Raw genomic sequence first — 16,936 nt, 5'->3', positions numbered from 1 at the left:
GGAAAAGGCGGGGAATGGATGAAAGATTATTTTGCGCAATACAAACGCCTGTTATCGATCGCTGAAGCAGGTTTGTACTATGGCAAAGATGTGTACGATAAGGAACGATACCAAGAAATCAAAGAGTTGGCATTGCATTTGATGAGTACCGTCGTGGATCAAGACGCAGCTGCGTTGACCCTTTTAACAGAAAAAAATGAGGGGTATCCTACACCTAAAGTCGACGTACGAGCATTGATCCAAAAAGACGAAAAAATCTTGCTAGTGGAAGACAGCCTGACGAAAGAATGGTCACTGCCGGGTGGCTATGCAGAGATTGGCTTGACGCCTCGGGAAAACATCAAAAAAGAAGTGCTGGAAGAAACCGGTTTGCTAGTAGAGGTGAAGGAGCTGCGAGCAATTTTTGATACGAATCTAAGACAAGACATTCCGCAAGTGTTTCAATACTATAAGTTGGTCTTTGAATGTGAGGTTCTGGCAGGGGACTTTATCAAAAACAGTGAAACCTCCAACAGCGATTACTTTGCGTTGAACGAGTTGCCAAAGCTTTCCATCAAGCGCACCACCAAGGAACAGCTGGAGCAATTGGTGAATGAGAAGTCGTTACACGTTGATTAGAAACAACTAAGGGTAAGATGTTGGAAAAAGCGTTTTATTGGTTTTTTTAACCGGATAATATTTACTTGCAGATAAAGTTGGTTTATGATTGATTTCGTCGTTTTCATTATAAAAAAATCAAGCAATGGCGACACCTTTGCTTGATTGCTGGAGGAGTAAAAATGAAGAATCAAATCAATTCCTTTTTTGGGCTGGATGTCTTACAAACAACGGTTAAACGAGAAATCTTAGCTGGTTTTACCACCTTTATCTCAATGGCCTATATTCTATTCGTCAATCCAACGGTCCTTGGGGCATCTGGGATGGACGAAGGTGCCGTCTTTACAGCAACGGCGCTAGCCAGTGCATTGGGCTGTATCTTGATGGGGGTTTTAGCAAAATACCCGATCGCTACGGCACCCGCATTAGGGATCAACGCCTTCTTTTCTTATTCAGTTTGTATTGGAATGGGGGTTCCATGGCAAACAGCATTAGCGGGTGTGTTTGTGGCATCACTGATTTTCATCGTGATCACGATCTTCAAATTAAGGGAGCTGATCATTGATGCGATCCCTGCTGATTTAAAATACGCCATCTCTGGCGGGATCGGTCTGTTCATCGCCTTTTTGGGACTGAGCGAAGGCGGGATCATCGTTTCCGACGATTCGACCCTTGTGGCACTAGGCTCATTGAGTGTCGGTACGACGTGGCTGACGATTTTTGGTCTAGTGATCACTGCCGTCTTGATGGTTCGCAGAGTTCCTGGTGGAATTTTTATCGGGATGGCCGCAACAACTGTTTTAGGTCTTTTGACTGGCTTGATCCAAGCACCATCCAGTATCGTTTCTGCTGCACCAAGTATTTCTTCCACATTCTTAGTGGCGCTAAACCATGTAGGAGACATCAACTCCCTGCAAATGTGGGTCGTAGTACTGACTTTCTTACTCGTCACTTTCTTTGATACCGCAGGCACCTTGGTGGGGCTTGCCAACCAAGCAGGCTTCATGAAAGACAACAAAATGCCGCGGGTCGGCAAAGCACTTGCTTCTGACTCCACCGCCATGCTCGCCGGTTCTTTATTAGGGACCTCACCAGTAGGGGCGTATGTGGAATCTTCCGCTGGGATCGCCGTGGGCGGTCGTTCTGGCTTGACTGCTGTGACGACTGGAATTTTCTTCTTGTTCGGCTTGTTCTTTTCACCATTGCTATCCGTTGTCACTTCTCAAGTGACGGCACCAGCACTGATCGTCGTAGGTGTATTGATGGCGCAATCGCTGCGAGAGATCAAATGGCACGAAATGGAAATCGCAATCCCAGCCTTCTTGATTCTATTAGGCATGCCGTTGACCTACAGCATCTCCGATGGGATCGCGTTGGGCTTCATCTTTTACCCAATCACCATGTTAGCAGCCAAACGCGGCAAAGAAGTCTCACCGATCATGTACGGCTTGTTCTTTGTCTTTCTTGGGTTTATGTGGATTTTGAATGTGTGAGGGACAATTTAAGAGTAGGAATTGTATTCCTATATGAAATGAAAAAACAGTCAAGCTTGAGGCTTGGCTGTTTTTTTATTTGGAATAACTGGAAAATAGATGTGAACATTGATTTTTAAAATGTCTATATGATAGTACGTATGATTGAGGATTTTCTATTCAATCAGAAATAGTCAGAGTTGTGTTCTAACTACTATTGAGAAGAACGCTACCTCTCAATAAAAAAGTGATTTGATTTTCAACTTATAATTTTTCACCATATTTAGCTTTAAGGTGAAATATAAAATATCCTGAGAGATGTTGTTTCAGTGTTCCATTCTTATTTTTTACAATTTCTTCAACTGATCTATTTCATTATAATATCTTGTTAAAATTGTGGTAGCTGTTTAATATACTGTTTGGCTTCACTTTAATTATTTTTAAATTATCATTAAATAGAAATAGTTTGTAGGAAATGGATATTTTTAGCTTATTTTTTCAAATATCATAGATCAAATAAGGTATGATTAAATGAATATACAATGTTAAGATAGGTATAGTGATTTTGATTTGAATTGGAGGTGTGTAGATGAAAAACTTACAACTGAAGTTTATTGCTGACCCGACAACTGTTCGTTGGTTTCGGATACTAAACCTTTTTGAACGCACTCAAATAGCGACCAAAGGCCAATTAGCTAAACTAAATGAAGTTTCTGAACGGACGATTTTAACTGATATAAACAAGTTAAAAGAATATTTTTCTGATAGTGCTAAAATTGTTTCAACCAATAATGGCTATCTTTTCGAAAAAAAGAATTCCCTACGATTTATTGAACAAAAAGAAAAGCTATTGCAAAATGAAATTCTGTTTGAATTGTTAGGGAATATTTTCTATGGTGAACTAGAGGATGTAGCGGAATTGATTGACCGTTTTCACCTTTCTGAAACGTCTTTTCGACGCTATTTGAGACGAATTGAGCCGGTTCTTAAAGAATACGGCTTAAAACTATCACTTACTCCAATTGATTTAAAAGGTGATGAAGCAAACATCCGAAAATTTTTCAAAGACTTTTATTATGAAGGAGAAATGACCCCTCACACGTTGGTTCCTCCTAAAGAGATTCATGGATTAATCTATCAGACTTTTTTATCGAAGTTAACTGAAGCATCAGTTGGAACAGGTACTTCGCCGATTGAATTTTATTACAGTCTATATATTGCTATTGAGCGAGTACGACAAGGAAAAACAATCAAAGTACCATCAAAGCTTTATAAAAATGTAATGAATAGCAAGGACTCCAATAATCTACTTTTGATCCAGCAAAGAATTCAAAAGAACTATCAAGTTGAATTAGGAGCAAACGAGCTTTGTTGGTTATATTTAGCTACTATTGCCAAGCGTCCTTTTGATCGAGTCGATCAAGATAAACTATTTTGTGAACTGTTACAATTAAATGATTCTTTAACTGATCTAACGGAAAATTATCTAAAAAACTACTTTCCAGAATTACACACAACCGAACTATTTTGGGTTTTCGACGCTTTTTTCCTTTCGAGATATATCAATCACTTGATTTCTCCGGTCCAAAATAAAATAATGTCTGAGATTATAGAAAAAACCAAGTTTGAATGTAAAGAATCATACATGAAAAATCGCCATTTTCTGCGCTCCTTTCTATTTAAATTAGATCTAACAGAAGACTTTTTGGAAGATATGGCGACTAGCTTAACATTGCTATCAGAAAGACTGCGGGAACAATGGTTATACAAAAGGAAGAAAATTGTTTTTTTATTAGAGGGCGATCTATATGTTTGTCAAATGATAAAATCTCGAATTTTTCAATATTTTGGTGATCGGCATCAAATCTTTTTCATTACGATTCCTGCTTTGACGGAAGATTTTTTGAATCAAGAAGATATTGATCTAGTTGTCACGAATTATAGTGAATATCTATCAGAGTATAATCTAAGTACCAACTGGTTACTATTAAAAACAGTACCTGATAAACAGGACTGGGAACTATTATTCAGAACAGTCGAACCTCAAATGTTCGAACTTATAAAATAATTAAATAATAAACATATTTTAAGTCTATTCAAAAGCAGGGAAAGCCTTTTGAATAGGCTTTTTTATGCTGTATTTCCCCCCAGGGTGAAAAATACGATTTTTTTATTCAAAAGCAACCTTATATACTCTTCTTTAGAACTTAGTTTCCTTTTATGACTATGCGGATTCGAAGGTGACTGCCTGAATAATAAATGATCATGATTTGAGAAATTGAAGCGAAAAGAATAGGAGTGTTAGGAAAGTGATACGCAAGTTAGGGTATATTATGTTGGTCATTACAATGGCATTAGGACATCCCATCACTGTATTAGCAAATACAGTTGTAGATGTTTCCCAAAATGACAGGGTTAAAAATAATCAGGAAATGACGGATCTTTCTATTGGTGAAGCTTTTACAGCTGAAGAAACGGAGGGGAGTACGGAGCAGTTTGAAGAGAGTCGATTGACAGATGCAGAACAATCGACGCTACCTACTGAAGAGAGTTTAGATACTACTGAATCTGTGGACCCTAGCGAAACAGAAACCAGTATAGAGGCAGAAACATCTGAAAGCTCTTCTAAGGATGAATCCAGTGAAGCTAGTTTAGATAGTAAGGCGGAAGTCAATCAAGAGGAATCAGGAGAAGTGGCTGAAGGTCTATGGGGAACCGTTCCTTGGACATGGAATGAGGAAACGAAAACAATTGCGTTAGAAGAAGGGGCAGCCGGCACGTCAGCCACAGCACCTTGGAAAACCTACACGAATGTTGTTCAAATTTCTGTTAATGGCAAGGTTATTTTTCCAGAAGACGTTTCATGGTTGTTTGGATCACCGCAAGCGCAAGCAGCAGAACGTCTAACTGATTTGCTGACGATTGAGCATGCAGGAAATATTGATGTGTCAAATGTGACAAACATGGATCGCATGTTTCATGGCGTTACTACACTAAAAAATATTGATGTATCAAATTGGAATGTATCGAATGTGACGGACATGAATGGAATGTTTGGACAAACCAGATCTTTAGCAAGCTTAGATGTGTCAAATTGGGATGTATCAAATGTACAAAATATGAGAGGAATGTTTAATTCAGCAGAGTCTTTAACGAGTTTGGATGTTGCAAGTTGGGACGTATCAAGCGTGACGAATATGCGTAGCATGTTTGGTCTAGCCAGATCCCTATCCGACTTAGACCTTTCAAACTGGGATGTTTCCAGTGTAACTGATATGGGCTTGATGTTTAATGCGGTTAACTCTCTCACAAGCTTGGATCTTTCACGTTGGGATGTTTCGAGTGTAACAAACATGTCGGATATGTTTGGAATAGCGACTTCATTAACCACGATTGATGTGTCAAACTGGGACGTGTCAAATGTCTCATCGATGTTGAGGATGTTTAGTTCGGCTAGAGCGTTAACGAGTCTTGATCTTTCGAGCTGGGATGTAACGAATGTTGCAAATACAAACAATATGTTTGAATCAACTCAATCTCTACGTGAGCTGACCTTAGGTGAGAAATCAGTCTTTGCTTCAAACGTTAGATTGCCAAGGATCAATGCAGGTCTACCTTACTCTGGAAGATGGATAGAGCGTATCAATGATGAAGGGGAGAATGGTTTAACTCCAGTAACTTATGCTTCATCTGATGAGTTTATGAATCAGTATGATGGCAGTAACCCAGGGACATATGTTTGGGAAAGGTTAATCTCAGCACCAGTGACTATACGTTATGAAGATACCGAAGGGAATGAGTTATCTGAACCAGACATGCTAGATGGGGAGGTAGGAGAACGATACATAAGTGAGCCCAAAGAGATTCCCGGTTGGTCTGTTGTAGAAACACCAGCCAATGCATCAGGTAGATTTACTGAAGAAGAACAGGAAGTCATTTATGTCTATGAGCGATCAGACTCATTAGTCAGAGGAACATGGGGAACCGTTCCTTGGACATGGGATGAGGAAACTCGAACAGTTGTGCTAGAAGAAGGAACAGCTGGCACGCCAGCCACATCCCCTTGGCGAATAACTTATAGAAATGTTACTCGAATTGTTGTAAATGGTACGGTCATTTTTCCAGCCAATTCAGCCTATATGTTTTCTGGTCATACCCTTGATACACGATTAACAAGTCTGGAGACTATCGAGAATGCAGAGAAAATCGATGTCTCGAATGTAACAAACTTTGGTTACATGTTTCATAGCGCTAGCGCATTACGTTCAGTGAATGTTTCAAATTGGGATACCTCCAATGTCACTGGCATGTTCTTTATGTTTCAAAATGTGAATCAGTTAACCGAGCTGGATGTCTCGAATTGGGAAACAGGCAATGTTACGAATATAAATAATATGTTTAATGGTGTTAGAAGAGTGACCAAGTTGGATGTCTCGAACTGGGATACCTCTAAAGTCGAAGGAATGCAGGGGGTCTTTCAAAATACTGCTAGTTTAACAGAAATCGATGTCTCGAATTGGGATACCTCTAAAGTAAAACGAACAGACTATATGTTCTATAATAATTTGACCGGTGATTGGGTCAGTAAATTGACTACGATTGATGTTTCAAATTGGGATACTTCAAATATAGAAAACATGATGAGTATGTTTGGGGGAGCAAGAAACTTACTTCATTTAGATGTGTCAAATTGGGATACCTCAAGCGTTACCAGTATGTTTAACTTATTTGAAGTAACACCGAAAATAGAAGAATTGGATTTATCAAATTGGGACACCACAAATGTTGGTTCTTCTAGTTCTGCATTTGCTGTTGCTAGTGGGATGTTTAGAGGAATGAATGGACTCAAAAGATTACATTTAGGAGATAAGACGACCTTTTTACATCTAGCAGAAAATCTCCGTCCTACTTTGCCAGAGAATGTGATGCCTGCTGAACTGTATACAGGTAATTGGATCTTTGAAAAAGACCTTGAGGGGAATCTTTCCACCGAACATTTAACCCTGACACCAACTAACTTTTTTCATGAATATGACGGAAGCAAGACTGGTACTTATGTGTGGGAAAAAAAGGAAGCACAACCAGTTACAGTTCGATATGAGGATGTCGAAGGGAATCCACTGTCGACTGAGACAATTTTAAACGGTACGATAGGACTTCCTTATGAAACTGAAGCAAAGGAAATACCAGGGTGGTTCTTGACAGAAACACCGAGTAACGCTTTTGGAATATTTACCGCAGAACCTCAAGAAGTGATCTACGTTTATGCTCGATCGGATGCAGCACCTGTAACAGTCAAATATGAAGATGCCGAAGGAAATCAATTATCGGAACCGACGATCTTAAGCGGGAAAGTTGGTCTGCCATATGAAAGCGAACCAAAAGAAATACCAGGCTGGTATGTGCCTGAGACACCCAGCAATGCTCATGGGATTTTCGGAAAAGAAGCGCAGGAAGTAATTTATGTCTATGCTCGATCGGATGCGGCACCAGTGACGGTCAAGTATGAAGATACCGAAGGAAATCAACTGTCGGAACCAACGATTTTAAGCGGGAAAGTCGGTCTGCCCTACGAAAGCGAACCAAAAGAAATTCCAGGCTGGTATGTGCCTGAGACACCAAGCAATGCTCATGGAATTTTCGGAAAAGAAGCGCAAGAAGTGGTCTATGTCTATGACCGTTCGGATGCAGCACCTGTAACAGTCAAATATGAAGATGCCGAAGGAAATCAATTATCGGAACCGACGATCTTAAGCGGGAAAGTTGGTCTGCCATATGAAAGCGAACCAAAAGAAATACCAGGCTGGTATGTGCCTGAGACACCCAGCAATGCTCATGGGATTTTCGGAAAAGAAGCGCAGGAAGTAATTTATGTCTATGCTCGATCGGATGCGGCACCAGTGACGGTCAAGTATGAAGATACCGAAGGAAATCAACTGTCGGAACCAACGATTTTAAGCGGGAAAGTCGGTCTGCCCTACGAAAGCGAACCAAAAGAAATTCCAGGCTGGTATGTGCCAGAGGCACCAAGCAATGCCCATGGGATTTTTGGCAAAGCCCCACAGGAAGTGATCTATGTTTATGATCGATCGGATGCGGCACCTGTAACAGTCAAATATGAAGATAACGAAGGGAATCAGCTTTCGGAACCAACGATTTTAAGCGGGAAAGTCGGTCTGCCCTACGAAAGCGAACCAAAAGAAATTCCAGGCTGGTATGTGCCTGAGACACCAAGCAATGCCCATGGGATTTTTGGTGAAGCCCCACAGGAAGTGATCTACGTTTATGATCGCTCTGATGCGGCACCAGTGATAGTTAAGTATGAAGATACCGAAGGAAATCAACTGTCGACACCGACGATCTTAAGCGGGAAAGTTGGTCTGCCATACGAGAGTGAACCAAAAGAAATTCCAGGCTGGTATGTGCCAGAAACTCCGAGTAATGCTCGTGGGATTTTTGGCGAAGAAGCGCAGGAAGTGGTCTATGTCTATGACCGCTCTGATGCGGCACCAGTGACGGTCAAGTATGAAGATACCGAAGGAAATCAATTGTCAGAACCTACGATTCTAAGCGGGAAAATTGGTCTGCCATATGAAAGCGAACCAAAAGAAATACCTGGTTGGTATGTGCCAGAAATGCCAAGTAATGCTCATGGAATTTTTGGTGAAGACCCACAGGAAGTGCTCTATGTTTACGATCGATCGGATGCAGCACCTGTAACCGTCAAGTATGAGGATGCCGAAGGAAATCAACTTTCGGAACCAACGATTCTAAGCGGGAAAGTTGGTCTGCCCTACGAGAGCGAGCCAAAAGAAATTCCAGGTTGGTATGTGCCAGAAACTCCGAGTAATGCTCATGGAATTTTTAGCGAAGACGCACAGGAAGTAATCTATGTTTATGATCGCTCTGATGCGGCACCAGTGACGGTCAAGTATGAAGATACCGAAGGAAATCAACTGTCGGAACCGACAATCTTAAGCGGAAAAGTTGGTCTGCCCTACGAAAGCGAACCAAAAGAAATTCCAGGTTGGTATGTGCCAGAGGCACCAAGCAATGCCCATGGGATTTTTGGCGAAGACCCACAGGAAGTGATCTACGTTTATGATCGCTCTGATGCAGCACCTGTAACAGTTAAGTATGAAGACACAGAAGGGAAGCAGCTCTCGGAGCCAACGATATTAAGTGGGAAAGTTGGTCTGCCCTACGAGAGCAAGCCAAAAGAAATTCCAGGTTGGTATTTGCCAGAAACGCCAAGTAATGCTCATGGAATTTTTGGCGAAGCCCCACAGGAAGTGATCTATGTTTACGACCGCTCGGATGCGGCACCTGTAACAGTTAAGTATGAAGACACCGAAGGGAATCAACTGTCGGAACCAACGATTCTAAGCGGAAAAGTTGGATTGCCCTATGAAAGCGAACCAAAAGAAATCCCCGGTTGGTATGTGCCAGAGACACCAAGCAATGCTCAAGGAATTTTTAGCGAAGACCCACAGAAAGTGATCTATGTTTACGACCGCTCGGATGCGGCACCTGTAACAGTTAAGTATGAAGACACCGAAGGGAATCAACTGTCGGAACCAACGATTCTAAGCGGAAAAGTTGGATTGCCCTATGAAAGCGAACCGAAAGAAATTCCTGGGTGGTATGTGCCAGAGACACCAAGCAATGCTCAAGGAATTTTTAGCGAAGACCCGCAGGAAGTGATCTATGTTTACGACCGCTCGGATGCGGCACCAGTGACAGTCAAATATGAGGATACCGAAGGAAATCAACTGTCAGAACCAACGATCTTAAACGGGAAAGTTGGATTGCCATATGAAAGCGAACCAAAAGAAATTCCAGGCTGGTATGTGCCAGAAACACCGACTAATGCTCATGGAATTTTTAGCGAAGACGCACAGGAAGTAATCTATGTTTACGATCGCTCCCATGCGGCACCAGTGACGGTCAAGTATGAAGATACCGAAGGAAATCAACTGTCAGAACCAACGATCTTAAGCGGAAAAGTTGGTCTGCCCTACGAAAGCGAACCAAAAGAAATTCCAGGTTGGTATGTGCCAGAGGCACCAAGCAATGCCCATGGGATTTTTGGTGAAGCCCCACAGGAAGTGATCTACGTTTATGATCGCTCTGATGCGGCACCAGTGATAGTTAAGTATGAGAATACCGAAGGAAATCAACTATCGAAGCCAACGATTCTAACTGGGAAAGTCGACATGCCATATGAAAGCAAGCCAAAAGAAATTTCTGGTTGGACCGTGATGGAAATACCAACCAACGCCTCTGGAACGTTTACGAATGACCTCCAAAAAGTGATTTATGTCTATCAAAAAGAAGGAAATAATGGTGGACAAACTTCGCCTGAAAAAGAGAATCCAGAAAATGACAAAAGAGATCCTGCAGATCCAAAACTTCCCAATACTGGGGAAATGATGGCGGGGCAACGAATCATGCTCATTGTTGGATCACTACTACTATTAATTACCTTAATCATTATCTTTGACAAAAAGAAAAATAAAGACAGGTAAGACTTACATTAGTCAATATTAAAAAAAGCAGCAAAGCCCATGAAGGTTTTGCTGCTTTCTCAAATCTAAAACTAGTTACAAAATAGAGTATTCAATAAATGAAAAGGGATGCGTAGTCCTTTTATGGTATGTGAGAATAATCAGTAAGAGCGGAGAGGAGTATAAGAAAATGTTGTTTGCGACGAAAAAAGAGTATGTCAATTATTTTCAAAAAGAGATAGATCGTTTGCCAAGAGAGAAAGACACGCTGGAAGACTATTTAGAAAAACAAGTAGAACGATTAAATCAACTAATTGAAGCAATTTCGAAAGAAACCTTTTGGGAGGTCATTCCACAAATTCTTGGAATTGATGCAAAATTGGGCCTTTTAGTTGATTTATCTAAGTATGAGGAGTTTTCAGACAACGACATCATAAGAATTATTGAGAGCGACTATAAAAATTATTTTAAAGAATTGTGTGGGTATGATCTTAGTATGGAAACGAAAAACTCAATCGTTTTTAATGTCTGCTGAAGACACTCTTTTTTATTGATCTTAGTACTTGTAAAAAAGAAGATATCTGAATAAATACTTTGTCTGCAATTATTTTTATCAGCACTTAGCATTAGGAGATGAAAAAAATACTTGATCTTTCCCTCCTATTTGTTTTTTACGCAAAACCTGCGCTTTTCTTTCAGTTATTGTTATAATAAAAGAAAATGCAAAGGTGGGAAATCATGACAACGATCAAGGACATTGCTGAAAAGGCGGGAGTAGCGAAAAGTACGGTTTCCCGCTATCTGAACAATGGCTATATCAGTGAAGAAAAGCGCAAAAAAATTGATCAGATCATTGCTGAAACTGGTTATCGCCCCAATACATTTGCTCGATCGCTGAAAGCCCAAGACACGAAATTGCTGGGCGTGATCATTCCTCGATTGAATTCGCCCTCGACAAATGATGTGTTAAAAGGGATCGATACGACGGCTCGGGAAAACGGCTATCAAATGCTGATCACCAACTCTGATCAAAGCGATGAACGGGAACTAGAAAATATCGAAATGCTAGTCAAACAAAAAGTAGCAGGGATGATCCTTTTTGCGCGCAAAATCACGCCGCAGCTGCAAGCGGTGCTGGCAGAGGTTCCTATGCCTGTTTTATTGTTAGGTCAACAGTTAGCTGGCATTCATTCCATCGTCCATGAAGATTATCAAGCTGGCAAAACCATGGCAGAATATGCAGTCAGCGCTGGCCACCGACGTTATTTATTTGTTGGTGTCAGCGAAAATGATTATGCGGTAGGTGTCTTGCGGAAAAAAGGATTTCTTGATGTCTTGGCACAAACCCCCAACGTCAAAGTCGACTTTATCGAAACGTCTTTTTCAAGAAGAGAAACGTACCAAAAAGCCCTTGTGTTCTTGAAAGATCAACCGGCAACGTACATCGCCTGTGCTACCGACAATATTGCTGTTGCTGTATTGAAAGCCGCCCATGAACTAGGGTATCAAGTGCCGCAAGACTTTTCCTTGAACGGCTTTGGCGGCTATGATTCGACGGATTATGTCTATCCGACCATCACAACGACCCAATATCCCTATGTCCAATTAGGCATCGATGCCGTCTTAACAATCCAAAAACTGACGCAAGGGGAAGAGGTTCCTGAAGTGATCGAATTGCCGAATCGATTAGTGGTCAAACAGTCGACTGCCAAGCGTGAAAAGCAGGAGAAATAAAGCAAATATTTTTAGAGAAAACAGGACGACCATTTGCGGCGTTCTGTTTTTTTATTTTCTTTGCTTGCAATTGCAAACGGTTTCTGTTAATCTACAGATGTAGAACCGGTTCCACAAATGAACCGACGATCAAAGGAGTGGGAAAAATGAAGGAACAAAAAACGATCGACCAAGTGTTAGAAGCTGTTGGCGGCAAAGAAAATGTCAAAAACTTTGAACACTGTGCCACACGTTTGCGCTTGATTTTGAAAGACGATCAGTTAGTAGATAAAGACAAAGCGGAAGCAGTTGAGGGCAGCAAGGGCTATTTTTTCAACACGGGACAGCATCAGTTCATTTTTGGAACAGGAAAAGTCAATGAAGTTTATCAAGCCTTCGCAGCAGAAATGGGCAATGACGCCTCCGCTGATAAAGCTGGCTTCAAAGACGATGTCTATTCGAATCTGTCACCCGTCCAAAAAGTTGTCCGCACGTTGTCAGATGTCTTGGTGCCATTGATTCCAGCTTTGGTAACGACGGGGCTTTTGATGGGGATTCGGGGATTATTGACCGAGTTGGGGGTCACCTATAGTGCTGACTGGTTAGCCATGTTTGAAATGTTAACGGATACAGCCTTTGCCTTTTTACCTGTTTTGATCGCCTATAGTGCGACGAAAAAATTCGGCGGTAATCCGATCATCGGGATCGTGGTAGGGTTAATGATGGTGGCACCGCAATTGCCGAACGCTTGGGCAGTTGCCAGCGGGGATGCAGAGCCATTGCACTTATTCGGTTTATCGATCTCTGGGTATCAAGGGTCTATTTTTCCAGCAATTATTGTCGGGATCTTAGTTTCTAAGCTAGAAAAATGGTTCCGTAAATTTGTTCCGCAAATGATGGATTTGATCGTGACACCATTCTTAACGATCGTCATTACTTTAGGCTTGATTTTGTTTGCGTTAGGACCAATCTTGCAAGTAGCTGAAAGAGCAGTCATCAACAGTATCGTCTACTTGGTGCAAGCGCCATTGGGCATCGGTTATATCATTTACGGAGGGGTTCAGCAAGTGATCGTGATCACTGGATTGCACCATTCGTTAAGTATTATTGAGTTAGGGTTATTGAATACGACAGGCGAAAACGTCCTACAAGTCTTAGGTACAGCAAGTATGGCGGGACAATTCGGGGCTGCGATCGCTGCGGCATTTATTTATAAAAACAAAGTCAAACGCTCAAATGCCATCAGTGCGGCGGTTCCAACCTTATTTGGGATCACTGAACCTTTACTATTTGGGGTCAACTTACGCTCGATGCGGATTTTTGGCGCAGGCATGCTGGGGGGCGCAGTCGGCGGGTTTGCGACGTATGTCTTCCAATTAGCTGCCACTGGGATGGGCATCACTTTTATACCAGGACTGTTGTTGTATACTGGAGATTTCGGTGCCATGCTGAAATACGTTGTCGTGATTTTGATTGCCTTTGCAGTCGGTTTTGCTGGTGTCCAATTGCAGCGCAAACCGCTAGCCAAAGAGTTGAATCAATAAATAATCCCTTGCTGTTCATCGGCAAGAGAAAAGAGGTACCGCATTGTTAACGAAGGAATACTGGGCACAGCTTGCCCAAACACAAAACGAATTAGCAGAAAAAATCAGTGCTGATGCGTGGCGCTTGAACTATCATTTGATGCCAGAAACAGGATGGATGAACGACCCGAATGGTCTTTGCCAATTCAAAGGCGTGGTTCATTTTTACCATCAATATGTACCGCAAACGCCCCATGGCGGGGAACCACCTCACTGGGGACACAAAACGTCGACGGATTATGTCACGTTTCAAGAAGAAGCGCTGTTTCTTTCTCCCGAACACGACTATGACAAAGACGGGGTCTACTCGGGCTCTGCCTTTATCGAGAATGACGCGATCCATTTCTTCTATACTGGGAATGTCAAACATCCTGGTGATCATGACTATACCTTTAGTGGACGAGAACAAAACACGGTCCATGTAATCAGCAAAGACGGCTATACCGTCGAAAAGCAAGAAGTCGTGATTCCTCATGAGGACTACCCTGAAGGATTTACCGATCATATTCGTGACCCAAAGGTTTTTGCCCATGAAAACACCTACTATATGCTGCTAGGCGCGCGTACGTTGGAAAACGAAGGCAAAATTTTGATTTATGAATCGACGGATTTAAATGAATGGACCTATCGAGGAATCTTTTTCGGTGAGGACTATGCTCTAGGCTACATGTGGGAATGCCCAGACTACTTCCATTTAGATGGCAAAGATGTGTTGGTCTTCTCACCGCAAGGCTTGGCAGCCAAAGAACATGCCTACCAAAATATTCATCAATCAGGGTATCTGATCGGTGAGGTGGATTGGGAAACCCTGACGTTTAAAGAAACTTCTGCGTTCCGTGAACTTGATTATGGGTTTGACTTCTATGCCCCGCAAACCTTTGAAGATGAGCAGAAACGTCGGATCTTGTGGGGCTGGATGGGGCTAGGGGATACCAGTCCTGAATACAGCAATCCTACGACCCCTCGCGGCTGGCAGCATGCCGCAACGCTGCCAAGACAGCTTTCGGTCAAAAATGACCAGTTGTATCAAGAACCTTTGCCAGAATTCCAAAAATTGCGAGACAAGCAAGTCAGCCAAAAAATTGTGCTTTCAGAGAAACCGCAGCACTTGTCTTTCGATGAATTGGCATATGAGTTGCAAGTTACGGCGGAAGCCCCATTGCAGCAGTTCCAGCTTGGACTTTTGCAAGATACGACTTTGGCTTATGAAGCTGGTGTCTTCACGATCCATCATGGCGTTTCTGGCTACGGTCGTAAACAGCGCAGTGTCAAGGTCGATGAACTGACGCAGCTGCAGATTTTTGTCGATACGTCTTCGATTGAGATCTTCCTAAATGGCGGGCAATATTGTTTGACCTCTCGCGTGTATCCAAAACGGACCGAGGCGATCGCTCTCAGCGGAACCGGCACGGTTACTGTCAATGCTTGGGCATTGGCGAAAAAATAAAGCAACGATCCGAAAACGACAGCAAACAGTTGGTTTTTCTTGTTGCACCCCCAAGAGTCAGCTTTTTCTCTGGCTTTTAGGGGGTGTATCATACCAACTATTTTGCTGTCGTTATTTGCTTGTTACTGCTTTTGTTGGTTTTGGATAAAGGTCTGCAGCGCAGGCGCATCGATCCGATAGCCGTCTTCAGTTTTTATGACTAGTTTTTGCGTTTTGAAATCTTTTAAGGTATACGTCAAATGGCGATAGCTCACGCCTAAGTATTCGGCGGTCTCCGTCAATTTTTCTTGAAAAAGTTCATCGATCGAAGCTTCCAACAGTAGCTGGGCAAGGCGCCATGCTAAGGGATAGGTTTGATTGACGGAAAAATGATCCATACGCAGCAGCAATTTTTCACCGATAGTTTTGCCTAGCGTTTGTACGAAAGCCAGGTCTTGCATGAGCCCGTGGGCTGCTGCTTTCATAGGAATGCCCAGACATGTTGTTTCACCGATCGCAACCACGGTTTTTGGTACTGTTTCGGCGCCAATCAACGTGAGATCGCCAATGCAATCACCAGGATGGAGAAACTGCAGCAAGGCACGTTTGCCGTTTTCTTGCGTTTGAATGATCTTGGCTTTGCCAGTCAATAGGACAAAAAAGACCGACATCGGCATCGTTTCTTTTTGGATCGCTTCTCGATGATCAAAGGTCCAGAGGGCACTTTGTTGTAAAATCTCTTCAGGAATCGGCAAGGGGCAGCTTTCTTTGATTGGTACCTGCTTTATTGCCAAGGCATAAGCGGTTTTTTTCACTTTTTTCCTCCAAACTAGGAGAAATCTCCTATTTGTTTTTAGTCAGTATAGCACATACTTAGAAAAGCAAAAACGAAAGTGTGGGAGAAAAAATGAATAAAAAGCAATGGATAGGATCAGGGATTTTTTATGGGCTGAGTGCATTCGGGATCAGCTTGACCATTAAAGCAAGCGTTGGGGTCAGTAGTTTTAATGCCTTGAATGTTACGCTGGCAACGATGTCAGGAATCAAAGTCGGCACCATCACAACAGCCATCAACTTGGGCTTTCTAGCTGCCTGTTGGCTATTGGATCGGCGGCAGACGTCCCTCAAACAAAAAGGCAGTGAGTACTTGATTATGTTTTTCGCTTTGCTGGCTTTCGGCTATTTGATCAATGGCTTTGTTTACTACTTCTTGGCATCGCTGCACTTGACGAATTATTGGAGCCAACTAGCTGCTTTGATCGGTGGGATCTTGATTTCTGGAACGGCGACGGGACAAGTCCTACGGTTGCAGGTCTTGAAATTTCCAATCGAGCACTGGTGTCATTTGCTGGCGCAACGCAGTCGTTGGACATTTAAGCAGTACCGTTATGGCGTTGATGCAGTCTGTATTTCGGGGGCACTCTTGCTAGCGATCAGTTTGGGCTTACCGCTAGCGGTGAGGGAAGGGACGGTCATTAGTTTCTTTTTGCTGTCAGGTGCCATCGCTTGGTCGAAGGAACGTGATTTGGCAGGGGCTTTACCCATTTGGCAAAGAAACAGTTAGCCAGCAGTATTCTTGGAATCGGGAAGGCGTCGAGTGTTTTAAAAATGCAGAAAGCGTTTTTTATGCTACTCTTA

10 protein-coding genes are annotated in these 16,936 nt (G+C 42.4%); 9 read left to right on the top strand and 1 reads right to left on the bottom strand.

What is annotated here, in order from left to right:
- Nucleotides 1-18 precede the first annotated feature (18 nt).
- The 8 genes from IGI94_RS11275 (at nucleotide 19) to IGI94_RS11240 (ending at nucleotide 15,319) form a co-directional block, all read left to right on the top strand.
- The gene (locus tag IGI94_RS11275; protein ID WP_008379067.1) at nucleotides 19-618 is read left to right on the top strand and encodes an NUDIX hydrolase N-terminal domain-containing protein; all 600 of its coding nucleotides are present in this window, start codon (nucleotides 19-21) and stop codon (nucleotides 616-618) included.
- A 161-nt stretch (nucleotides 619-779) separates the two neighbouring features.
- Nucleotides 780-2,090: an NCS2 family permease gene (locus IGI94_RS11270; RefSeq protein WP_016621395.1), complete on the top strand. Its 1,311-nt coding sequence runs from the start codon at nucleotides 780-782 to the stop codon at nucleotides 2,088-2,090.
- A gap of 568 nt (nucleotides 2,091-2,658) precedes the next feature.
- The gene (locus IGI94_RS11265; RefSeq protein ID WP_139960053.1) at nucleotides 2,659-4,137 is read left to right on the top strand and encodes a helix-turn-helix domain-containing protein; all 1,479 of its coding nucleotides are present in this window, start codon (nucleotides 2,659-2,661) and stop codon (nucleotides 4,135-4,137) included.
- A gap of 241 nt (nucleotides 4,138-4,378) precedes the next feature.
- Complete coding sequence (locus IGI94_RS11260) at nucleotides 4,379-10,597, top strand: MucBP domain-containing protein (RefSeq protein ID WP_438899779.1); 6,219 nt, start codon at nucleotides 4,379-4,381, stop codon at nucleotides 10,595-10,597.
- A 169-nt stretch (nucleotides 10,598-10,766) separates the two neighbouring features.
- Nucleotides 10,767-11,111, top strand: coding sequence for a DUF7006 family protein (locus IGI94_RS11255; protein WP_061054418.1), 345 nt, complete (start codon nucleotides 10,767-10,769; stop codon nucleotides 11,109-11,111).
- Between the two features lie 203 nt (nucleotides 11,112-11,314).
- Nucleotides 11,315-12,310: a LacI family DNA-binding transcriptional regulator gene (locus tag IGI94_RS11250; RefSeq protein ID WP_008379063.1), complete on the top strand. Its 996-nt coding sequence runs from the start codon at nucleotides 11,315-11,317 to the stop codon at nucleotides 12,308-12,310.
- A 146-nt stretch (nucleotides 12,311-12,456) separates the two neighbouring features.
- On the top strand, nucleotides 12,457-13,833 hold the full coding sequence (locus tag IGI94_RS11245; protein ID WP_005234670.1) for a PTS transporter subunit EIIC: 1,377 nt from the start codon (nucleotides 12,457-12,459) through the stop codon (nucleotides 13,831-13,833).
- A gap of 43 nt (nucleotides 13,834-13,876) precedes the next feature.
- Nucleotides 13,877-15,319, top strand: coding sequence for a glycoside hydrolase family 32 protein (locus tag IGI94_RS11240; RefSeq protein ID WP_438899778.1), 1,443 nt, complete (start codon nucleotides 13,877-13,879; stop codon nucleotides 15,317-15,319).
- A gap of 122 nt (nucleotides 15,320-15,441) precedes the next feature.
- Here IGI94_RS11240 and IGI94_RS11235 read toward each other — a convergent pair whose 3' ends face one another.
- Nucleotides 15,442-16,113, bottom strand: a complete 672-nt coding sequence (locus tag IGI94_RS11235; RefSeq protein ID WP_438899777.1) for a cyclic nucleotide-binding domain-containing protein — start codon at nucleotides 16,111-16,113, stop codon at nucleotides 15,442-15,444.
- 92 nt (nucleotides 16,114-16,205) lie between these two features.
- On the opposite strand from IGI94_RS11235, the gene IGI94_RS11230 reads away from it, so the two are divergent.
- Nucleotides 16,206-16,862: a YczE/YyaS/YitT family protein gene (locus IGI94_RS11230; RefSeq protein ID WP_086316407.1), complete on the top strand. Its 657-nt coding sequence runs from the start codon at nucleotides 16,206-16,208 to the stop codon at nucleotides 16,860-16,862.
- Nucleotides 16,863-16,936 lie beyond the last annotated feature (74 nt).

The organism is Enterococcus sp. AZ149, from assembly GCF_051714285.1.
GTDB lineage: Bacteria > Bacillota > Bacilli > Lactobacillales > Enterococcaceae > Enterococcus_D > Enterococcus_D entomosocium.
Note: the sequence above shows the minus strand (reverse complement) of the source record. Positions and strands in the feature narration are given on the sequence as shown.

What these genes read in the sequence shown, in the direction of transcription:
- IGI94_RS11275 (WP_008379067.1), top strand. Translation starts at nt 19, where the DNA reads ATGAAAGATTATTTTGCGCAATACAAACGCCTGTTATCGATCGCTGAA.
- IGI94_RS11270 (WP_016621395.1), top strand. Translation starts at nt 780, where the DNA reads ATGAAGAATCAAATCAATTCCTTTTTTGGGCTGGATGTCTTACAAACA.
- IGI94_RS11265 (WP_139960053.1), top strand. Translation starts at nt 2,659, where the DNA reads ATGAAAAACTTACAACTGAAGTTTATTGCTGACCCGACAACTGTTCGT.
- IGI94_RS11255 (WP_061054418.1), top strand. Translation starts at nt 10,767, where the DNA reads ATGTTGTTTGCGACGAAAAAAGAGTATGTCAATTATTTTCAAAAAGAG.
- IGI94_RS11250 (WP_008379063.1), top strand. Translation starts at nt 11,315, where the DNA reads ATGACAACGATCAAGGACATTGCTGAAAAGGCGGGAGTAGCGAAAAGT.
- IGI94_RS11245 (WP_005234670.1), top strand. Translation starts at nt 12,457, where the DNA reads ATGAAGGAACAAAAAACGATCGACCAAGTGTTAGAAGCTGTTGGCGGC.
- IGI94_RS11230 (WP_086316407.1), top strand. Translation starts at nt 16,206, where the DNA reads ATGAATAAAAAGCAATGGATAGGATCAGGGATTTTTTATGGGCTGAGT.